Below are 17,442 nucleotides of genomic sequence, written 5' to 3'. Positions count from 1 at the left end.
CTCTATTACTTTTCGACGATAGCCAGTACGTCGCGAGCGTTAAGAAGAAGGTACTCTTGACCGTCATATTTCAGCTCAGTTCCACCGTACTTAGAGAATACGACGGTATCGCCAACCTTAATGTCCATAGGGACACGATCATCACCATCAAAACGACCAGGACCTGCTGCTACAACAACACCCTCCTGTGGCTTTTCCTTTGCAGAATCAGGAATTACCAAACCAGAAGCAGTGGTAGTTTCTGCCTCACTGATCTGGACGAGAACACGATCCTCAAGCGGTTTAATACTGACGTTAGCCACGATGTTCCTTTCGTGAGTTAAGAGTTTTCTTATCATGTGCCGGTTGTGATTCCAGCACAGCCGTCGTCGCGGGTGAACAACTGTGTGTTTTGACAACCTTATTGGCACTCTACCCTCACGAGTGCCAACCCTCAACATTGGCACTCATATTTTTGCTAAAAGCGAACATGAGGATATATTCACGACATCTTCCTCCTTATTCCGCCGCAATAAGCAACGGTACTTCTACGTCCAACCCCGTATCGGTACCAACAGTCAAACTCGACTCCGCAGCACCAGCAGCAATTAACTCTGCCGCTAACGCCGCAATCATGACGCCATTATCCGTGCACAGTTTGAGTTGGGGAACCCGCAGCTCAATTCCTTGTGCGCTACACCGATCACCAAGCAATCGACGCAATCGAGAATTCGCAGCAACCCCACCACCTAAGAGCAATACCTGCGCACCTGTATCTTTGCACGCTTGAACAGCTTTAAGACTTAAAACATCACAGACCGCTTCTTGAAAACAAGCACATACATCATGAATATCGACGCTCCGACCTTCTTTTTCTGCTTGCTCAAGATAACGCGCAACTGCAGTTTTTAAGCCAGAAAAAGAAAAATCATAACGATGCTCACCACGCATATCTTCTTTCTTTGCCAAAGCACGCGGAAAAGCAATAGCTTTTTTATCCCCTTGAGCAGCATACTTATCAATAATGGGTCCACCAGGATAACCCAAACCTAGCAAGCGAGAGACTTTGTCATAGGCTTCCCCTGCAGCATCGTCCAAAGTAGAACCCAATTCTTTCATAGGTTTCCCAACCGCAGTCACTTCCAATAACTGAGTATGCCCACCAGAAACCAACAGAGCAATGGAATGTGGAAGTTTTTGCCCATCCAAGTTTGCTACTGCCACATGCCCACCCAGATGATTAACACCATAAAACGGCACCCCCCAAGCAGCCGCATAGGCCTTTGCCGCTGAAGCCCCCACCAAAAGCGCCCCAGCCAAACCTGGACCAACAGTCGCCGCCACCACATCAGGCTTATCAATTCCAGCTTGCGCCAACGCCTCTTTCATCACTGGTTGCATCGCTTCCAGATGAGCTCTAGACGCTATCTCTGGAACTACACCACCAAAACGTGCATGCTCTTGCATCGAGCTGGCAACTGCGTCAGCCAACACCGTTACTGTGCCATCGTCGGCAAGCTCGACAATGCCAACGCCTGTTTCATCACAAGAGGACTCGATACCCAAAATAATCACAGACATATCCTAGCTTTATTTCTTTAAGAGTTGAGGTGAGCGTCGCATAGTAAAAGCGTCAGCGCCCGAGGGTTGATAATAACGCTTGCGCACACCTATCTGCTCAAACCCATAGGAACGATACAACGACACTGCTGGTTCATTGTCAGTACGCACTTCCAGGAACATAGCACCCCCATAAGAATCGGCAATATGAGTGAGGTTATCCATGAGCAATCGCGCAATTCCGCGACGCTGAAAACGCGGATCAACGCCTATCGTATGCACCTCAAACTCTGGTTCCGTAGCAACACCCAACATAGCCAACCCGGCATAACCCACCAATAGCTGTTCCCCCTCAGCAGTGGTAATCACCGCACCAATATAAAACGTGTGCGATTGGGCAATCTCATGGACGAAATCTGATAGCGTCCAGGGGCTATCACCTGGGAATAATACTTCCTCTAATTGTGCGAGTCTGGCACAATCGTCGGCGGTAATCTCACGCAGTTCAACATTCATCTCGTCTTTTATTTTCTTTTATTTTTCATAAAAGCAGATCAAGGCTGCTTCGGATAAACTAAGGCAGATGATACACGCACCGGTGCTGGAACCTGCGCATCAGGACGTCGTAGATATAATGGTTGAAGCTGTGCAGGAGCTGCCCAATCCACCGCTTTTACCAAAGATAATGCGCCAGGACGCGCATGAGTACGTACGACCTCAGATAAAGATTCTGGTAGTCGCGCAACAAGATGATCTGGAATAGACACCACATCAATATGATCCCCAGATAAATCTTCAGGTTTTCCTACCTGTGGATAATGCTGCCGAACACCATCTACATACTCTGCCCAATACACTTCTTTACGACGCGCATCCGTGGCAATAAGCACCCGCCCGTGATACTGCCGCTGGCACTCGAGAGCAGCCGCATCGAGTGAGCATACACCCCAAATAGGCGCCGATAATGCGTCAGCAAAAGCTGCAGCAGTAGCAATGCCCACACGCAACCCAGTAAAAGGTCCAGGCCCTAGCCCAACCACAAATCCAGACACATCACGCAAAGTGAGATCATTATTAGCCAAAAGCTGCACCGCAGTAGGGGTGAGTAGCTCATTGTGTTGGCGAGTATTCACCAACACCTGCTCGTCGATAAGCTCATACTCTTGTGGCTGCGACGCGGAAGCCGAGGTATGAGCATCATCAACGCGCACTAATCCCACTACTAAATCAGAAGTGGAGGTATCTATTGCAAGAATAAGCACAATTACCTAATACCTAATCCTAATTTTGACAATGCCGACAAATGCTAACAATGCTTAAGAGGACGCTCAGAGTGGAGAATACCCGCGCAAAATCCAGGTATCCTGCTCTGGATCATGAGTAAAAATAAGTAAACCATCATCGGCAATAGGGATCCCCGACAAACCTGATATACACAAATCAACCTTATTGCTGTCAAATTTCTCTAAACTAGGCTTGTATTCCTCACCATTTAAGATAACGAAATAGCTTTCATCACGCTGTGGTCCATTGACTGGATAAGAAACAGAAGATAAATCAATGCCCATCTGCTTAAATGAACCAGCAGTAATACCAGGACACGCGGCAATAATACCAGCGGTATCTTCACCATAAACATCAGAAATTTTTATTGCCGCTGTATTCATACCATTAGCGGAAATACTCTTAAGTTTCTTCTCTAATGGTCCGGTTTGATCTGCAGCTGGACTCAACTGACCGAAAGCCACCAAAGCGCCCAGTCCAATAGCGAAAAGCACAATCAATGCGGCAACAGCTGCTTTGAGCTTGGGTGCAAGTGTCATTATTATTCCTACCTCACTAATCTCATTTCTGCTAAAAGCCTAGCAGAGCTTAGGAACAGGTAATAACTGGCTCAGTCACACTGACCGCAGGCACTGCTATGTGCCTTCCACCCATTGCCAACTAAGAATACGCGCCTGTGATTGCGCATCTTGTTCCCAAGCAGTCCTACGATCAAACTCAATGACTAAATAGTTCTCAGATATGCGCTCAATCAACCCCCCACCCCACTCGGCTACAATCACTGCCTGCTCCAACTCAGTCTCTAGATCCAAACTATCAAGCATCCCGACGGCATTTCCCGCCTCGCCATCAATAAGACGATAAGCATCCACATGGATAAGTGCAGGACCATCGCTCAAACTAGCGTGCTCCCGAGCGATAATAAAGGTCGGCGAGGTAACGCGCCCTTTCACCCCTAATCCTCGAGCCAATCCTTGAGTAAATGTGGTTTTTCCTGCCCCCACAGGCCCTGACAAGATAACCACATCGCCTGCCTCAAGATGCTTACCTAGCTCCTCAGCAAAATCTTGCGTGTCAGATACTGTTTCTAGGCGACGTCGTCCGCTTAATGGAAAATCATGCACTTTCTCTGCCCCTTCTTAGTGATACACTCGCACGCTACGTCCGCCAGGGCGACAAATGACCTCATAGTTTATCGTACCTAGCCGTTGCGCTAACTCCGTGGCGCTCATGCCGCCAGCCCCAAAGATAATTGCCTCATCACCAGGAGATACGCCATGAACATTATCTCCCAAATCCACCACTATCTGATCCATACAAACACGACCCACTTGTTTATAGCGATGTCCTCTAATGGTAAGTTCGAGATGATCCTGAGCCATACGCGGCAAACCATCTGCATAACCCACCGGAACCACAGCAATATAACCATCGCGTTTACTATGCCAGGTCAGAGAATAGCTACTGCCCTCACCCGCTCGAATAGGTTTAACCACAGTAATTTTCCCCACCCATGATAATGCTGGACGCAGGTTATGCGTACGCCCAGAAATTGGCTCCATACCATAAATCGCCACACCAGGGCGAACCATATCACAATGGGTATCAGGGCGCGATAAGGTCGCAGGAGAATTAGCAATGTGGTTTTTCGGAATGCTTAACCCCACAGCACGGGCGCACTCAATTGCTTCATGAAAAACAGCCAATTGTTGATCCGTATAGGAACTAGATAAATCATCTGCACACGCAAAATGGCTAAATAAACCGGTCACTTCCAGCTCCGGGTGCGATTTTAAGAATCCAAACACATCCAGCCAGTCCTGCCGATCCACTCCAGAACGATGTAATCCAGTATCTACTTTCACACATACTCGCGCGTTCTTACCTGCCAGGGCGTAAGCATGGTGAGGCGAAACAATCGCCAGGTCAATATCTGCGGCAATCGCTGCAAGAATATCTTGCTCCGGCGACCAGATCCAACACAAGATTGGTTGTGTGATACCACTGCGACGCAGTGCCAATGCCTCATCTATCGTTGCAACACCAAACTGGTCTGCCCCATGTGCAGCCATCACAGGCGCTACACGTGCAGCGCCATGATTATATGCATCTGCTTTTACCACGCACATGAGCTGTGCAGGAGCAACCATTTTTTTGAGGTGCGCTGTGTTATGTGCAATGGCAGAAAGATCAATGCGGGTTTCAAGCAAGTGCATGGTTAATATCATGCCATTAGTTTGAGTTAGTCTTGGAATTTGACCAATACCTCTGCGCAATATGCCCATACGAGGAAAATCTCATCAACCATTCAAGAGACAATTTCCTTAAAATCCGCCCTCTTTGTGCTAAATCCTCTATTCTTGGTAGTTGTGGCTGAAAATCTAAACAAACATTTGTCAAAATTATCCAAGCGTGGTCCACATCGAGTTCTCGTTGGCGACCTTGATTATGCCGGTTTACCTGGAAAAATCTATACCCCTGCCGAGGGGAAGAACATTCCAGGCATTGCTTTTGGGCATGACTGGATGAAAGACATCTCAAAGTACCATGCAACGCTACGTCACCTAGCTAGTTGGGGAATTGCCGTGGCTGCACCGAATACAGAAAAAGGATTCCAACCTAACCAACATGGCTTTGCAGCTGATTTGGAATCATGCTTGCAGATACTTTCTGGTGTGCGTTTGGGTACTGGAAATATTACGGTGTCTCCTAGCAAGCTCGGTGTTGTGGGGCATGGTATGGGTGCCGCAGCAGCGATTCTTGCTGCTGCACATCGTCCTAAAATTGCAGCGGTTGCAGCTTTATTTCCCTCTGCTTCTACTCCACCAGCTGAGATTAGTGCTCGTTCTGTAGAGGCACCAGGTCTGATTTTAGCTGCTGAAGAAAATCCCATTTTCGACTATGGCAATGCGCCGAAAATTGCAACGGCGTGGAAAGGTAGCGTTGCTTATCGTGAACTTGAGGATATTACCCACCAAAGTCTTACCGAGGACACGTTCTTCAAGCTTTTCACTGGTATCGGCAGCATTAAAATGTCTCACCGTGAGCTAATTCGTGGTCTGACCACAGGATTCCTTTTGCATCAGCTTGATGGGCAAAAGAAATACTCTGGTTTTAGCGACGAAGCAGCCGAGGCGAAAAAGGTTACTTCTTTCTGGGGAGAAGAACTAGAAGAAAAAGCCGATGTAGTTTCCACATCAAAAATCCCTTTTCTTAGTTAACCACCCCGAGTAACTATTCACTACAATTTTTTCAGCACACCGCGTACCTTGCCTCGTCTATTTCTGCCCTGGTGCTGGGGCAGAATACTCGAGGCAGCTCTATCTCTCAAGCTGTATTCTTCCATTGCTTTTCGACGACCATCGCCATCTTTTTCAGTGCCATTACCTGCTAAAGCCTCTGCTTTCACCTGGGCTACTGCCCGCTCAAACTCTTCTAATCTTTCCTGAGTGCGTTTCTTAAATCTTTCGATAAATTCCTCATATTCCATTACCAAGCACCTGCCTTTTTAACAGAAATATCACTCGATTGAGAAAGATCTGCACTAATTTTTCCGCCTGTCCGCACTTGGGCACCCACTATTGGTTTTGTCTCTGCTGCACAGGTTTTTTCATCATTAGGTTGAGGTTGTGCTACCGACTGCTCAGGCTGTGGTGGTGCCTGCGTAGCGTGAGCAGAGTCTGATTCTGGTTTCTGTTGAACAGGTGGATCAGCAGGCGTAGCGGCAGGCGGATCAGCAGGTATATGTGCAGCAGGTTCAGGTTGCGTGACGATGTTCTTTTCTTCCGGCTGAGAGGGTTGAGAAGGTGTAGTATCGTTAGCTGATGTGTCGGTAGCAAGGTCAGCACTAGCCTGTTCCTGCTCGACTGTATCAAGTTGAGTTAAAGATTCCTCATATTGCTGCGCCTGTTCTAGCACCCAATCCAGACCAGTGCTCATAAAACGTGCCCCGATTCCAGATAGCGTCTGACATAGTTGTTGTCCTTGCACACTCAATGCAGTAATAGCCTCAGCACTACCTTGATAAGAGAACGCACCAGTATCTGTACTCAGCAAAGAATTGCTACCCAATAGCGATGCATCTGCGCCGATATTTTGTGATGGTGGCTGCGTGTACTGCATTGGTGTTGGTTGTAAACCGTAGTGTATCTGCTGATATTGTGGTGTTCCCGTTCCTGCCACAGATGGATTATCTGTAGGAACCATTGCCGGCATGGTGCTATTAGTCCCTAAGGAAATATGAATGTTTTGGGTCATTGCCCCTGCTGGAGCTGTTGGCACCTGTGTAGTAACCGGAGCAGTTGGTACTGCTGCCGCAGGTTGCGTCGCTGTAGATAATGCATTTACAGGTGGTGGCTGCACTTCCGGTGTAGTAGGAATAACAGCAGGCTCAGCAGGTGGCGGCACAGATCTACTTTGTGTCGCGGTACCAGTAGGTGGTGCCGGACAAGTATTCTGTCCTTGCCCTATTTGAGCACTATTCTGGTTTTTAGTAGGCTCTGGTGTTTTCTCTTGTTCGCATATCCTACTTTGCTCAGAAGATGTTTCAGCTGCCCCCTGATCACCAATTGCTTGACAGTGATCGACCAGTTTTTGGAAACAGCCTTCAATATTTTCATCTCGACTCTGCGATAATTGCAAAATTGCCTGTGCACATTCGTCGATAAGGCTGGAACCGGATTTTACTAGATCAATAAACTCCGGTAATTGTTTCTCAGGATCCAAACTATTGAGTGTGTCACTGATAGTTGTAATCACATTGAGCAATTGTTCTGTGAGCTGCTGTGTTCGGGCACAATGCTCTTCGTCTATTTCTTTTATTGCCTCAGTAGCAGCTTGTGTTTCTTTCTTAGCGTCTTTTGCTCCAGAAATAGCGTCATCAATTTTGTCGATGAGCTTCTTGATTCCTTCCACAAGAAACCCACCGGCTGTATCAACGAATATGTCATACAGTGGCTTATACAATGATGGCAATCCACCGAGTTTTTGTATGCCAGCTGCACTCGCTTTCTGGAGACCAGCTACATCCAACCCCTGCGTGGCACCCAGTGCATGATTTAATTCTCCGATACCAATTGCTGGACCTGCGTATGTACCGCGTGAAGCAGTTACCAACGACTGCACAGATCGCGAAAATAACCTGATAGCGGCATTGATAAGTGGTGCTGTCACAGTTTATTCCCCCAATGCCCGAGCATTCTGCTCATCTGTACGCACAATACTGTGCACTTGCTGCCGTGCTTTTTGCGCACCAGCTGCCAATAAATCTAATCTATGTGCTGTATTGCGATAAATTTTTTCATAAGCAGCTTGTAATGCTTGAGCATAAACACTGAAATCGCGTCCTCCCATATCAGGATCGACGCAAGGAGGCAGTGCTTCATGAGTTGCTCGTCTCTCCCCAAGAATATCCGATAACGTCTGAAGCACTGACAATGATTCATTCACACGCAATTGCATGCCCCACCCCTTATTGTTGTTTACTTTTCTTCCTTAACTACAAAAGACGACTCCTCACACACATAGGTTCCATAATTTATTTTTTAGCTGACCTTAGCCACCACAGCCGCCAAATCCGCTGCAATACGTCGCGCAGTATCAGACTCAACAGCCTCCACCATCACACGGAATAATTCCTCTGTTCCCGAGGCACGCAGCAACACTCTGCCAGTATCGCCCAATTCCTGTTCCGCCTGGTTAATTGCCTCAATAACGCTAGGGGAAGAAGTAATAATCGTTTTATCAACAACAGGCACATTGATCAGAACCTGTGGTAGCACACGCATAGCTCCAGCCAATTCGCTCAGCGTTTTACCAGTTTCCGCCATGCGCCCCATCAAAGCCAAACCAGTCAAAGTACCATCACCAGTGGTACCAAAATCTGGCAGCACAATGTGCCCTGATTGCTCACCACCAAGGCTATAGCCACCAGTCCTAAGCTCCTCTAATACATAACGATCGCCGACTTTCGTCGTAAGTAAATCAATACCTGCTTCTTCCATCGCTAACCGTAGACCCAAATTACTCATGACAGTTGCCACCAAGGTTGATTTACGCAACTCACCATTTTCTTTCATGGCTAAAGCAAGAATCGCCATAATCTGATCGCCGTCGACGACGGTCCCTGAAGCATCAACAGCCAAACACCTATCAGCATCGCCATCATGCGCCAACCCCAAATCAGCACCATGCTCTTGAACTGCTTGTTGTACCTGCTCGATGTGCGTCGAGCCGCAATTATCATTGATGTTATAAGCGTTAGGACTGTTATGGATCGCAATCACTTTTGCTCCTGCGGCTGCGTAGGCCTTAGGAGCGATATCGCTTGCGGCTCCGTTGGCGCAATCAACAACCACAGTGATTCCTTCAAGAGATCTAGGCATTGCTTGTTCCAAATGCTCCAGGTAATGCTGCTGCGCATCCACAGCCTCCTCAATTACCCGACCAATTCCATGCCCTGTGGGACCAGTTTCCGGCAACTCCTCTAATGCTGATTCGATTTGCTCTTCGACGCTATCTGGTAGTTTATGCCCGCCTTTAGAAAAAAACTTAATGCCGTTATCTGGCATGGGGTTATGTGATGCAGAAATAACAACCCCCATATCTGCACCATAAAAATCAGTGAGATACGCTACTGCAGGAGTAGGGACAACTCCCACGCGCAAAACATCCACCCCTCTACTTGCCATACCAGCAGCTAAAGCAGCTGCAAGCATTTCTCCTGAAACACGTGGATCACGCCCGATCACAGCTAATGGTCGACGCTTTGCAGAACTATGCCCAGCAGTAAGCACATGAGCTGCTGCCGCACCTAAGCGAAGCGCTAAGGTTGCCGTAAGGTTTTTGTTTGCCAGTCCGCGTACACCATCGGTACCAAATAATTCAGTCATGAACTCCATTATGCAAGATAGTCAAGTATTTTCTTGTTGCAATGCCAAGAGTCTCTCGTGAACTCTCGGAAGCACTCCAATGACACCTCGCTAAAATAAAAAATCTCACCTAATCAGAAAAATAAAAAAGCTTCCCACGAATGGGAAGCTAAAACATAAAGCGAAGAAATTAACGCTTGGAGTACTGAGGCGCACGACGTGCCTTGTGCAAACCAGCCTTCTTACGCTCAACAGCACGAGCGTCACGGGTAAGGAAGCCAGCTTTCTTGAGCGCAGGACGATCAGAAGGATTGTATACATTCAGCGCACGAGCAATCGCTAAACGGAACGCACCTGCTTGACCTGTTGGTCCGCCACCGCCAAGGTTTGCGTGAATATCGAACTGACCATCACGATCGATAAGCATAAGAGGAGCTTTAATGAGCTGCTGGTGCAACTTATTTGGGAAGTATTCCTCAAATGGGCGACCATTACATACAATCTGTCCAGATCCTTCAACCAGACGAACACGTACAATAGCACGCTTACGACGTCCAACAGTCTGGATAGGCCCCTCATGATATGCAGGAGCAGTTGTTTCTACATCAGCTTCAACAGCCACCGAATCACCAATAGTATTGGTGAACTCTTCTGTCGCTGCAGTAGCAGCAGCGATGTCTGCTGCCTCAGCTTCAAGGTTATTTACGTTTTGATCGGTCACTGTGTCACCTGCTTAATTTCGTAAGTTTCTGGCTGCTGACCAGCGTATGGGTGCTCAGAACCAGCAAAAACGTGCAATTTCTTTACAGAAGCACGGCTAAGACGATTGTGTGGCATCATTCCACGAACAGACTCTTCAATAACACGCTCTGGATGAAGATCCAAAGAACGTCCAAGAGTCATAGACTTCAGACCACCTGGGTAACCAGAGTGGCGGTAACGCATTTCACGCTCACGCTTATTAGAGGAAACATGAACTTTATCAGCGTTGATAACGATCACATGATCGCCACAATCAACGTTAGGGGCAAATTGTGGTTTACCTTTACCACGTAGAAGATCTGCTACGTGTGTTGCCAGGCGCCCCAGAACCACATCAGTGGCATCGACGACATACCACTTACGGGTAATGTCACCGCTCTTTGGGTGGTAAGTAGACACTATGACTCCTTCATAAGTCTGTCTAGATTGCTGCCAGCCAAAACGAACATAAGCATAAATACCGGCGGCCGGTGGTGACCCGATACTACATTCTGCATATTTTAAGATAATGCACCTTATAGGAACCCCTATAAGCTACTTCAGACAAATATGCCTTATGCACACGAATAATCAATAGTAAAGCATTAAAACGCTTTTTCCAAATATCCGTTAGAAACGTTGTTGAGCTCCTTGGCTGGGCAGCGTCACCTGCCTTGACTAATAAGGACGCCAAAGGAGCTCATGAATAAAAGAAGATTAGAAGAATTGTGTTATAGGAAGTAGCCTGTGGATTTTATCCCCAGGAAGCAGCTGCCATACGGTTCACCTCACTCATACGATCATTACCATTACGAACAGTTTGAGCAATAGTTTCTAGCACCGTGTTCAGTTCTGCTGCAGACTGATCCCATAGCCGTTGTGCTTCTTGATACGCAGTAGCAGAACTGCCTTCCCATGCAGAAACCATAGGCTGAATCTGTGCTTTAAGTCCTTCCAGCAAGGAATTAATTCGACCAGAAGTTGATTGAATATCACCCGCAGCGGTTTCAATTTCGCCGAAACCATATTTAATCATGTCCATATTTCCCCCTTATTTTCTGATTGCATACAATAATTTCAGGCCATATATTCATGGCCACTTATTGCTTTTCTGAGTCGCCGAGCTAGATATCGCGCTAATTGCCGATATTTTTTAGCAAGAAGAAGTTGTATTTCTCCTCCCATGTTTATCGCTATCACAACGCTAAACCTTGACCGCCCACACTAGAAAACGCTTGTGCATTATCTGCTTCAACATTCTCAAATGAACGCGCATTGGATCGGATATTATCACTGATCGATCCCAGTGCTTGCTGCAAGTTCTGCGCTGAGCTATTCCAACGTTGCATGAGATTATCAAAGCTGACTTGCGCCGAACCTGCCCATGCTCCACGAATAGAATCCACCACTCCACGCAGCCTATTCAATTCGCCCTGCACTTCGTTGTTGGTGTCATCCACTCGAGCCGCAGTAGATACCATCACTTCGGCTTCTGTTCTCAATAATCCAGACATAAGTCCCCTCCTATCATGCTTTATCTGGAACACTGTTAGGTTCTTCTAAAATAAAGCGATAAAAAGAGTTCAGCCTAATGAAAAATTCCAATACGTCCATATTGGAGTTCCATTGAGCTCACTCATTATGAATACGTAATAGCCCACATCATTGTGGACTTATTGTTTTAGACGCTCTATGTTTTCTCTAGGTTCCCTGAGTTATAAAAAATATCTGAAAAGTATTCATGCTATTTTCTTTTTCTTCTGTTTCTCATGCATTTCTAGGTGCCACACTCTCAATCGCCATCCGACACGTTGCCCGTTGAGAGATATTGAGTGTTTCTTGAGCTCGTACATGGCATCCCACGGAGTAGATCGACGCATTTTCTACCCACACCGACCATAGCACCGTTGAACCATCTCCAGGGCTTTCACGGTACCCAATGTGTTCCTTACCCCGCTTTGTTTCCAGGGGAGCAGTATGCGACAGAGTTGGATCAAGATCAATTGTTGTGCGCATTTCATCGATTATTTGCTGCGGTGATAAATCATGCATCGGTTCAATGGATAACAAAATACGTAAGTCTTTATCTTGCCCAGTAGCTGTAAGAATTTGGTTAGTATCTACTTGACCAGACTCCATTTTTTCTTCCCAATGAAAACCCATCGGTAAACTAACCAGGAGCACTTCGGATTCAAGCACCACTTGCCCTGAATCCTGTTGTTTTTCTTGATTTTTGCTGCGCTTAGCTCTCTCTTTGGTTTCTTCACTAATTCTTGAGCCACTGCGCTGCTCTGTTGCGTCCTCTTGTGCTTGAGCTTCGTAAACAGAATTGTGAGTGTTCTCTTTAGTCTCTTTGCCTAAGGTGATCCAGGAAAGAATAATTACCGTTACGACAACAAAAATAATTGCTAATCTCAGCGGATTGACCCAGCTAAAGATATTTCTTTGTACTGCTTTTCTCGGTCGTTGTATTTCTTCATACGATTGAGCCGTATCTGGCAGCTCTTGTTCCCTTATCACTTCAGCTGCATACGCATTTATTCCTCTCTCGACGAAGTACCCAACAAGATGCTCAGCGACTTCTGCAGTTGCATCTACTGCGATCTCTGCGTCTGACCAGATCGCCGCAAGCATCGTCCGGGCTTGATCCGCAATAGCTTCGAGAGCCCATCCAAGAGTTACACCACTAGCAGGTAGGTCATATCTATAAACCGAATCTGCACCAGATCTCTCAAAAATCGTCGCTGTATCTATAACGCTAATGATGAGATCTGGTGTCATTTCTTCTGGTTCAATCAGATCATATGTATTTGCTGGATAAGTTGCCATTTATTCGCCCCCTCATTCTTGTTTTACTCACTCCCCCATGGTCCTTCTCAGCATTGACGAGTAAGGATTTTGTTACTTACTATTCGGTGCTGTCATCTTGGTCAGCAGAATGGGAACCATCAGAAAATTCGCTATCGACGCCATCCATAGCATTATCTTGTGCACAAGCAATATGGATAGATCCCATATGAACTCCTCTTTGCACCCACTGTGCTCTGCCTGGTATCTGATGCACAGGACGCACTCCAAAAATGACTCCATCATCTTTATCAGCATCTAGTATCAGCACCATAGGTGATTGATCTTTGATCTGGGAAAGAAATGGTTGATACAGCGCCCTTTGTATGCCACCGACTTTGCGTGCTATAACAACGTGCAATCCAATATCACGACTATGTGCCATAAGTTGCAGAAGCGGATGCATAACACTGTCAGGTAACATATCAAGGTCGTCGATAAGCAAAAATAATTCTGGACCGGTCCACCAGGTTCGTTTCATCAGTTCTGCTGGAGTGATATCAGCAGGTGGCAATCGTTGCGTCAAAGTAGTTACTAAATCGCTTATGATTTTTTCTGATTGAGCAGTATTAGCAGAATAAGCAGCTAAAAACTCTTCAGGAATTTCTCCCAGGTGAGCACGTCGATGATCTAGCATAACGATACGCGATATGTTCCTATCGCCATTACAAATCCCTGCTATCACTGTAGATAGCAATGTGGTTTTTCCAGATCCCTGAGAGCCAAAACATAATAGGTGCTGATGAGTATTGTGGTCCCAACAAACCTGCTCCATTTCTTGCCCACCTAGACCAAGCACAATACCTTGTGGTTCATTTTCCGGAACCATATCTTTTTGTAATTGGTTCAGTGAAATTTTTTCTGGAAGTAGTTTAAGCTGAGGTACTTTTGCCTGCAGAGCAAGTTTTCCTGCGATATAACTAATATCCTGATTAGCAGAAAGTGCTATAAGCATATTTTCCCCATCAACTGTAAGACCTCTTCCAGGTAGAGCTACCAATTTTTGTTGCGCTTTTCGGTCAATGAGAGAATCTAGTGCTTCGCCTATTTTAAGTTCTATACGCTGAGAAATAAGATCCCGCACAACAGGTCGAATACTGCTCCACCGTGGTGTCGTAACAATCAAATGTACCCGAGCTGCCAATCCGTCGGAAGCAATATAGGCTAGTTTGTCAAGCATGTCATCATACTCACTATTGAGTACATGCCAACCATCTACTACTAGGAATGTATGACGAGATTCAGGTGACTCAATCAAACCAATGACTTCATCGACTGTCCTTCTGATCTTTTCTTCTTCATAACGATGCGCTATGCCCGCAATATGCGGTAGAGAGCACATTTGAGCTAAAGCTGTGCCGGCTAAGTCGAGAATATAGAATCGTATATCCTCTGTAGTATGCGTCAGACATAACCCAAGTAGCAGACTACGCACTGCAGTGGTTTTCCCAGTCTGCGGCCCTCCACAGATGGCTATATGCCCATTTTGTCCCGTAAACGCAATAGTAAAAACATCTTGACTCTGATGGTATGGGCGATCAATAATTCCCAGATTTACGTGCAAAAATCCTTGTGCTTGTTTCACCTCAGCAAGTGCTAATTCTTTTGGCAATGGCGGCAACCAAATGGCACGAGCTAAGTATCCAGAGTCCTTTGCCAAAGCGGTACTTGCCTCAACAAGAACGTCGACAAGCGTTCTTCCATGAGGATCCGCGATACGAGTCTGTTCTTCAGATATTATGAGGTCTTCCCAATTTTGCCATAGTTTTACTTTCTGTATTGTTTGCGATACTTCACCGTTGCATGAATCATAAGTATCACCCTGCTGTTCATTCTTGTGCAGAGTTTCAATTACCCCAGATACATAGGCAGTCTGAAATCGTATCAACTCATCAGAAGTTGTTTTACAGTACCCTGCTCCAGGTGTATTAGGAAGTTGATAGGCATCTGCAATGCCAAGCACTTGACGAGATTCCGCACTAGAAAACGTCTTTAAGCCAATCCGATAACTCAAGTGAGAATCAAGACCACGCAATCTTCCTTCATCAAGACGCTGCGAAGCTAGCAAAAGATGTATATGTAATGATCGCCCTAGTCTGCCCACAGCAACGAATAGATCCGCAAAATCTGGATGCTGACCCAATAGTTCAGAAAATTCATCAACCACAATAAACAATGCCGGAAGCGGTTCTAAATCTGTATGGCCTTTGTGCGCGAGTTCTGTTTCTCGAGCCTTGGTATATTCACCGACATTGGCATAGTTGCCAGCATGACGCAGCAATTCTTGCCGTCGATGCAACTCGCCAGAAATAGCGTCATACATACGCTCAACCAAGACTGATTCTTCTTCAAGGTTTGTGATAACCGCCGAAGTATGAGGCAGTTTTTCTAAGCCTAAGAATGTAGCTCCCCCCTTAAAATCAACGAGAACAAAATTAAGCTGTTCTGGACTATGAGCTGCAGCCATTGCAACAACCAGTGTCCTCAGCAACTCAGATTTTCCTGAACCAGTTGCCCCTACGCATAAACCATGTGGTCCCATTCCACCATGCGCTGATTCTTTAATATCAATGATGAGAGGTTTTCCATCAATATCCAGACCAATAGGTACAGCTAACCGCTCCCGTTCAGAAGAGAACCACAACCTGCGAAGTTCCTTTGGGGAGCATTCATGTATCCCCAACAAAGAACATAACTCGTTTTTTAGACTTTCGTTTTGATCATTACGCCGATATTTTGTTAGCATCCGCGCAAAAAGTTCAGCCTCACCATGAGATATACAATCTGCTGTAGCAATTTCCTCTTCCCCCTGTTGCGTTTGCACCCTTATTTTTTCATCAACGCACAACACCAATCCTTCATCTTCTGCTTTAAGCAAAAATAAAGAATTTTGTTTCTTTTCACTAAAACATAAGACACTAGTCCACTGTTGCCCAGAGAGAACTATATGTATTTCGTCCGAGGATAAAGACATATTGTCCATGTCCAAAATCAAAATTTTATAGCTCGCATTATCAACATCATAGGTATGCGGCAACCATTTGCACCACTGCAACTTAGTGCTATATACCGCTATAGCTACCGTTTGCGGATCATGGTGATAAGTGAGATTGATGATCATTGCCCGCATGAGATCTAACGCTTGTGCGCCATACAAAAACACTATAGGAAAAGCGCGCAGCTGAATCACAATTGGCAATTGCGTTACTGTTTCACCAGACCGGATAAGTCTACGCAAACCCACTGCGCATACCGGATCTAAATCTTCTATGGCTCCTATATTTTTAGGAGAAAGAGGAGTACACAGTGCTTTCATGCCAACCCCAACACGAATTGCCAATGCTCTATCCTCATGTGCACTTATCGCCCATAATCGAGGTTGCTCAGTCATAAGCCACAAATGCTGTGGCGCAGGATAATGATATAGCTCATGCTCACGTTGTGCTGCAGCATTGTTATTTATTTTTCCCCTTAACGCGCTGAGGTGGCGCAAATATGTTCTGCGAACTTCATCAATATCTTCGCCGGGAGTTGAACCAAACATCATAATTGCACTCATCGCCATCATGAGCGGAAAAATCAGCATCATGGGGTTGATCGTGGTTCCTGAAGCTACCATAAGCCCTACCATGCCAATCACCATGACGACCATGATTAACGGCATAAATGCCCGCATAAAAGAAACCGGTTGAGACTTTGCTGCCTGTGGTACTGCTTCAGGAACAATAGGTGCACTGGGCAACTCAGGAAGATCATTAACATATGTGTAGGAATCAAGATCTACAATTCGACTTAGTGAAAAAGAATCGTGCCTCTCTCGATATGCTTGTTGGCTTATTCCCTCCGAAGCGACAGGCGTATTAGCACGTTTACGTGCTCTTATGCGCGCACTTGTTCCGGTATCCACCTTGAGATGGTGCGTCGTATTTTTTGCTTTACTTTTGTTCCGACTGCGCGAAAAAAGCCTCATTTTACTCCCCCCAATGATCCCCTTGCGTATTTCCGCTTTAGTTCTCTTCTAGATAAAGAAGCCACATATCTGCGATGCAACCAAAGGGCTAATACATTTTTTATTCTAAAACAAATACATATTTTTGTGCCAGCTTTTAACAAAATTTTTCTCCACGGAACCATTCCAGAAATCCTCGCGTCTAAAAACACA

General features: G+C 46.1%; 18 protein-coding genes. 1 reads left to right on the top strand and 17 read right to left on the bottom strand.

Features of this window, described 5'->3' with window-relative positions; translation table 11 throughout:
* Positions 1-5: 5 nt before the first annotated feature.
* The 7 genes from groES to alr form a co-directional block, all read right to left on the bottom strand.
* Complete coding sequence (groES, locus tag FQV43_RS01950) at positions 6-302, bottom strand: co-chaperone GroES (protein ID WP_144273908.1); 297 nt, start codon at positions 300-302, stop codon at positions 6-8.
* Positions 303-498: 196 nt separating this feature from the next.
* Positions 499-1,554: a tRNA (adenosine(37)-N6)-threonylcarbamoyltransferase complex transferase subunit TsaD gene (gene tsaD / locus FQV43_RS01945; protein ID WP_144274166.1), complete on the bottom strand. Its 1,056-nt coding sequence runs from the start codon at positions 1,552-1,554 to the stop codon at positions 499-501.
* A gap of 15 nt (positions 1,555-1,569) precedes the next feature.
* Positions 1,570-2,055 carry a ribosomal protein S18-alanine N-acetyltransferase gene (gene rimI / locus FQV43_RS01940; RefSeq protein ID WP_146338475.1) on the bottom strand — a complete coding sequence of 162 codons (486 nt, stop codon included), beginning with the start codon at positions 2,053-2,055 and terminating at the stop codon, positions 1,570-1,572.
* A gap of 38 nt (positions 2,056-2,093) precedes the next feature.
* Positions 2,094-2,801 (bottom strand): tRNA (adenosine(37)-N6)-threonylcarbamoyltransferase complex dimerization subunit type 1 TsaB, encoded by a 708-nt coding sequence (tsaB, locus tag FQV43_RS01935; RefSeq protein WP_146338472.1) that lies wholly within the window; start codon positions 2,799-2,801, stop codon positions 2,094-2,096.
* Positions 2,802-2,867: 66 nt separating this feature from the next.
* A complete protein-coding gene (locus tag FQV43_RS01930; RefSeq protein WP_146338469.1) occupies positions 2,868-3,362 on the bottom strand; it encodes a hypothetical protein in 495 nt (164 codons plus the stop codon).
* A 96-nt stretch (positions 3,363-3,458) separates the two neighbouring features.
* Positions 3,459-3,947 (bottom strand): tRNA (adenosine(37)-N6)-threonylcarbamoyltransferase complex ATPase subunit type 1 TsaE, encoded by a 489-nt coding sequence (gene tsaE / locus FQV43_RS01925; RefSeq protein WP_146338466.1) that lies wholly within the window; start codon positions 3,945-3,947, stop codon positions 3,459-3,461.
* Between the two features lie 15 nt (positions 3,948-3,962).
* Positions 3,963-5,039: an alanine racemase gene (alr, locus tag FQV43_RS01920; protein ID WP_146340339.1), complete on the bottom strand. Its 1,077-nt coding sequence runs from the start codon at positions 5,037-5,039 to the stop codon at positions 3,963-3,965.
* Between the two features lie 153 nt (positions 5,040-5,192).
* Between alr and FQV43_RS01915 the strand changes: the two genes are divergently transcribed.
* Positions 5,193-6,044 carry a dienelactone hydrolase family protein gene (locus FQV43_RS01915; protein WP_144273903.1) on the top strand — a complete coding sequence of 284 codons (852 nt, stop codon included), beginning with the start codon at positions 5,193-5,195 and terminating at the stop codon, positions 6,042-6,044.
* Positions 6,045-6,064: 20 nt separating this feature from the next.
* Here FQV43_RS01915 and FQV43_RS01910 read toward each other — a convergent pair whose 3' ends face one another.
* The 10 genes from FQV43_RS01910 to eccCa all read right to left on the bottom strand — a co-directional run bounded on the left by FQV43_RS01910 (position 6,065) and on the right by eccCa (position 17,250).
* The gene (locus FQV43_RS01910) at positions 6,065-6,313 is read right to left on the bottom strand and encodes a hypothetical protein (protein ID WP_144273902.1); all 249 of its coding nucleotides are present in this window, start codon (positions 6,311-6,313) and stop codon (positions 6,065-6,067) included.
* Positions 6,313-7,995 (bottom strand): hypothetical protein, encoded by a 1,683-nt coding sequence (locus tag FQV43_RS01905; protein WP_146338463.1) that lies wholly within the window; start codon positions 7,993-7,995, stop codon positions 6,313-6,315. The genes FQV43_RS01910 and FQV43_RS01905 overlap by 1 nt, the downstream gene beginning before the upstream one ends.
* Before the next feature lie 3 nt (positions 7,996-7,998).
* Entirely contained in the window at positions 7,999-8,283 is a 285-nt protein-coding gene (locus tag FQV43_RS01900; protein WP_144273900.1) for a hypothetical protein, read from the bottom strand.
* An 83-nt stretch (positions 8,284-8,366) separates the two neighbouring features.
* Positions 8,367-9,713 carry a phosphoglucosamine mutase gene (glmM, locus tag FQV43_RS01895; protein ID WP_144273899.1) on the bottom strand — a complete coding sequence of 449 codons (1,347 nt, stop codon included), beginning with the start codon at positions 9,711-9,713 and terminating at the stop codon, positions 8,367-8,369.
* A gap of 169 nt (positions 9,714-9,882) precedes the next feature.
* Positions 9,883-10,413: a 30S ribosomal protein S9 gene (gene rpsI, locus FQV43_RS01890; protein WP_144273898.1), complete on the bottom strand. Its 531-nt coding sequence runs from the start codon at positions 10,411-10,413 to the stop codon at positions 9,883-9,885.
* Positions 10,410-10,853 (bottom strand): 50S ribosomal protein L13, encoded by a 444-nt coding sequence (rplM, locus tag FQV43_RS01885; protein ID WP_144273897.1) that lies wholly within the window; start codon positions 10,851-10,853, stop codon positions 10,410-10,412. Before rplM ends, rpsI begins: the two co-directional genes overlap by 4 nt.
* Before the next feature lie 334 nt (positions 10,854-11,187).
* Positions 11,188-11,475, bottom strand: a complete 288-nt coding sequence (locus FQV43_RS01880) for a WXG100 family type VII secretion target (RefSeq protein WP_144273896.1) — start codon at positions 11,473-11,475, stop codon at positions 11,188-11,190.
* Positions 11,476-11,629: 154 nt separating this feature from the next.
* Complete coding sequence (locus tag FQV43_RS01875; RefSeq protein ID WP_144273895.1) at positions 11,630-11,947, bottom strand: WXG100 family type VII secretion target; 318 nt, start codon at positions 11,945-11,947, stop codon at positions 11,630-11,632.
* Positions 11,948-12,200: 253 nt separating this feature from the next.
* On the bottom strand, positions 12,201-13,262 hold the full coding sequence (locus FQV43_RS01870; RefSeq protein WP_146338460.1) for a type VII secretion-associated protein: 1,062 nt from the start codon (positions 13,260-13,262) through the stop codon (positions 12,201-12,203).
* A 79-nt stretch (positions 13,263-13,341) separates the two neighbouring features.
* On the bottom strand, positions 13,342-17,250 hold the full coding sequence (gene eccCa, locus FQV43_RS01865; protein ID WP_146338457.1) for a type VII secretion protein EccCa: 3,909 nt from the start codon (positions 17,248-17,250) through the stop codon (positions 13,342-13,344).
* Positions 17,251-17,442: the final 192 nt, after the last annotated feature.

Origin of the sequence: Corynebacterium sp. sy039 (genome assembly GCF_007904105.1) — a bacterium.
Taxonomy (GTDB): domain Bacteria; phylum Actinomycetota; class Actinomycetes; order Mycobacteriales; family Mycobacteriaceae; genus Corynebacterium.
Note: the sequence above shows the minus strand (reverse complement) of the source record. Positions and strands in the feature narration are given on the sequence as shown.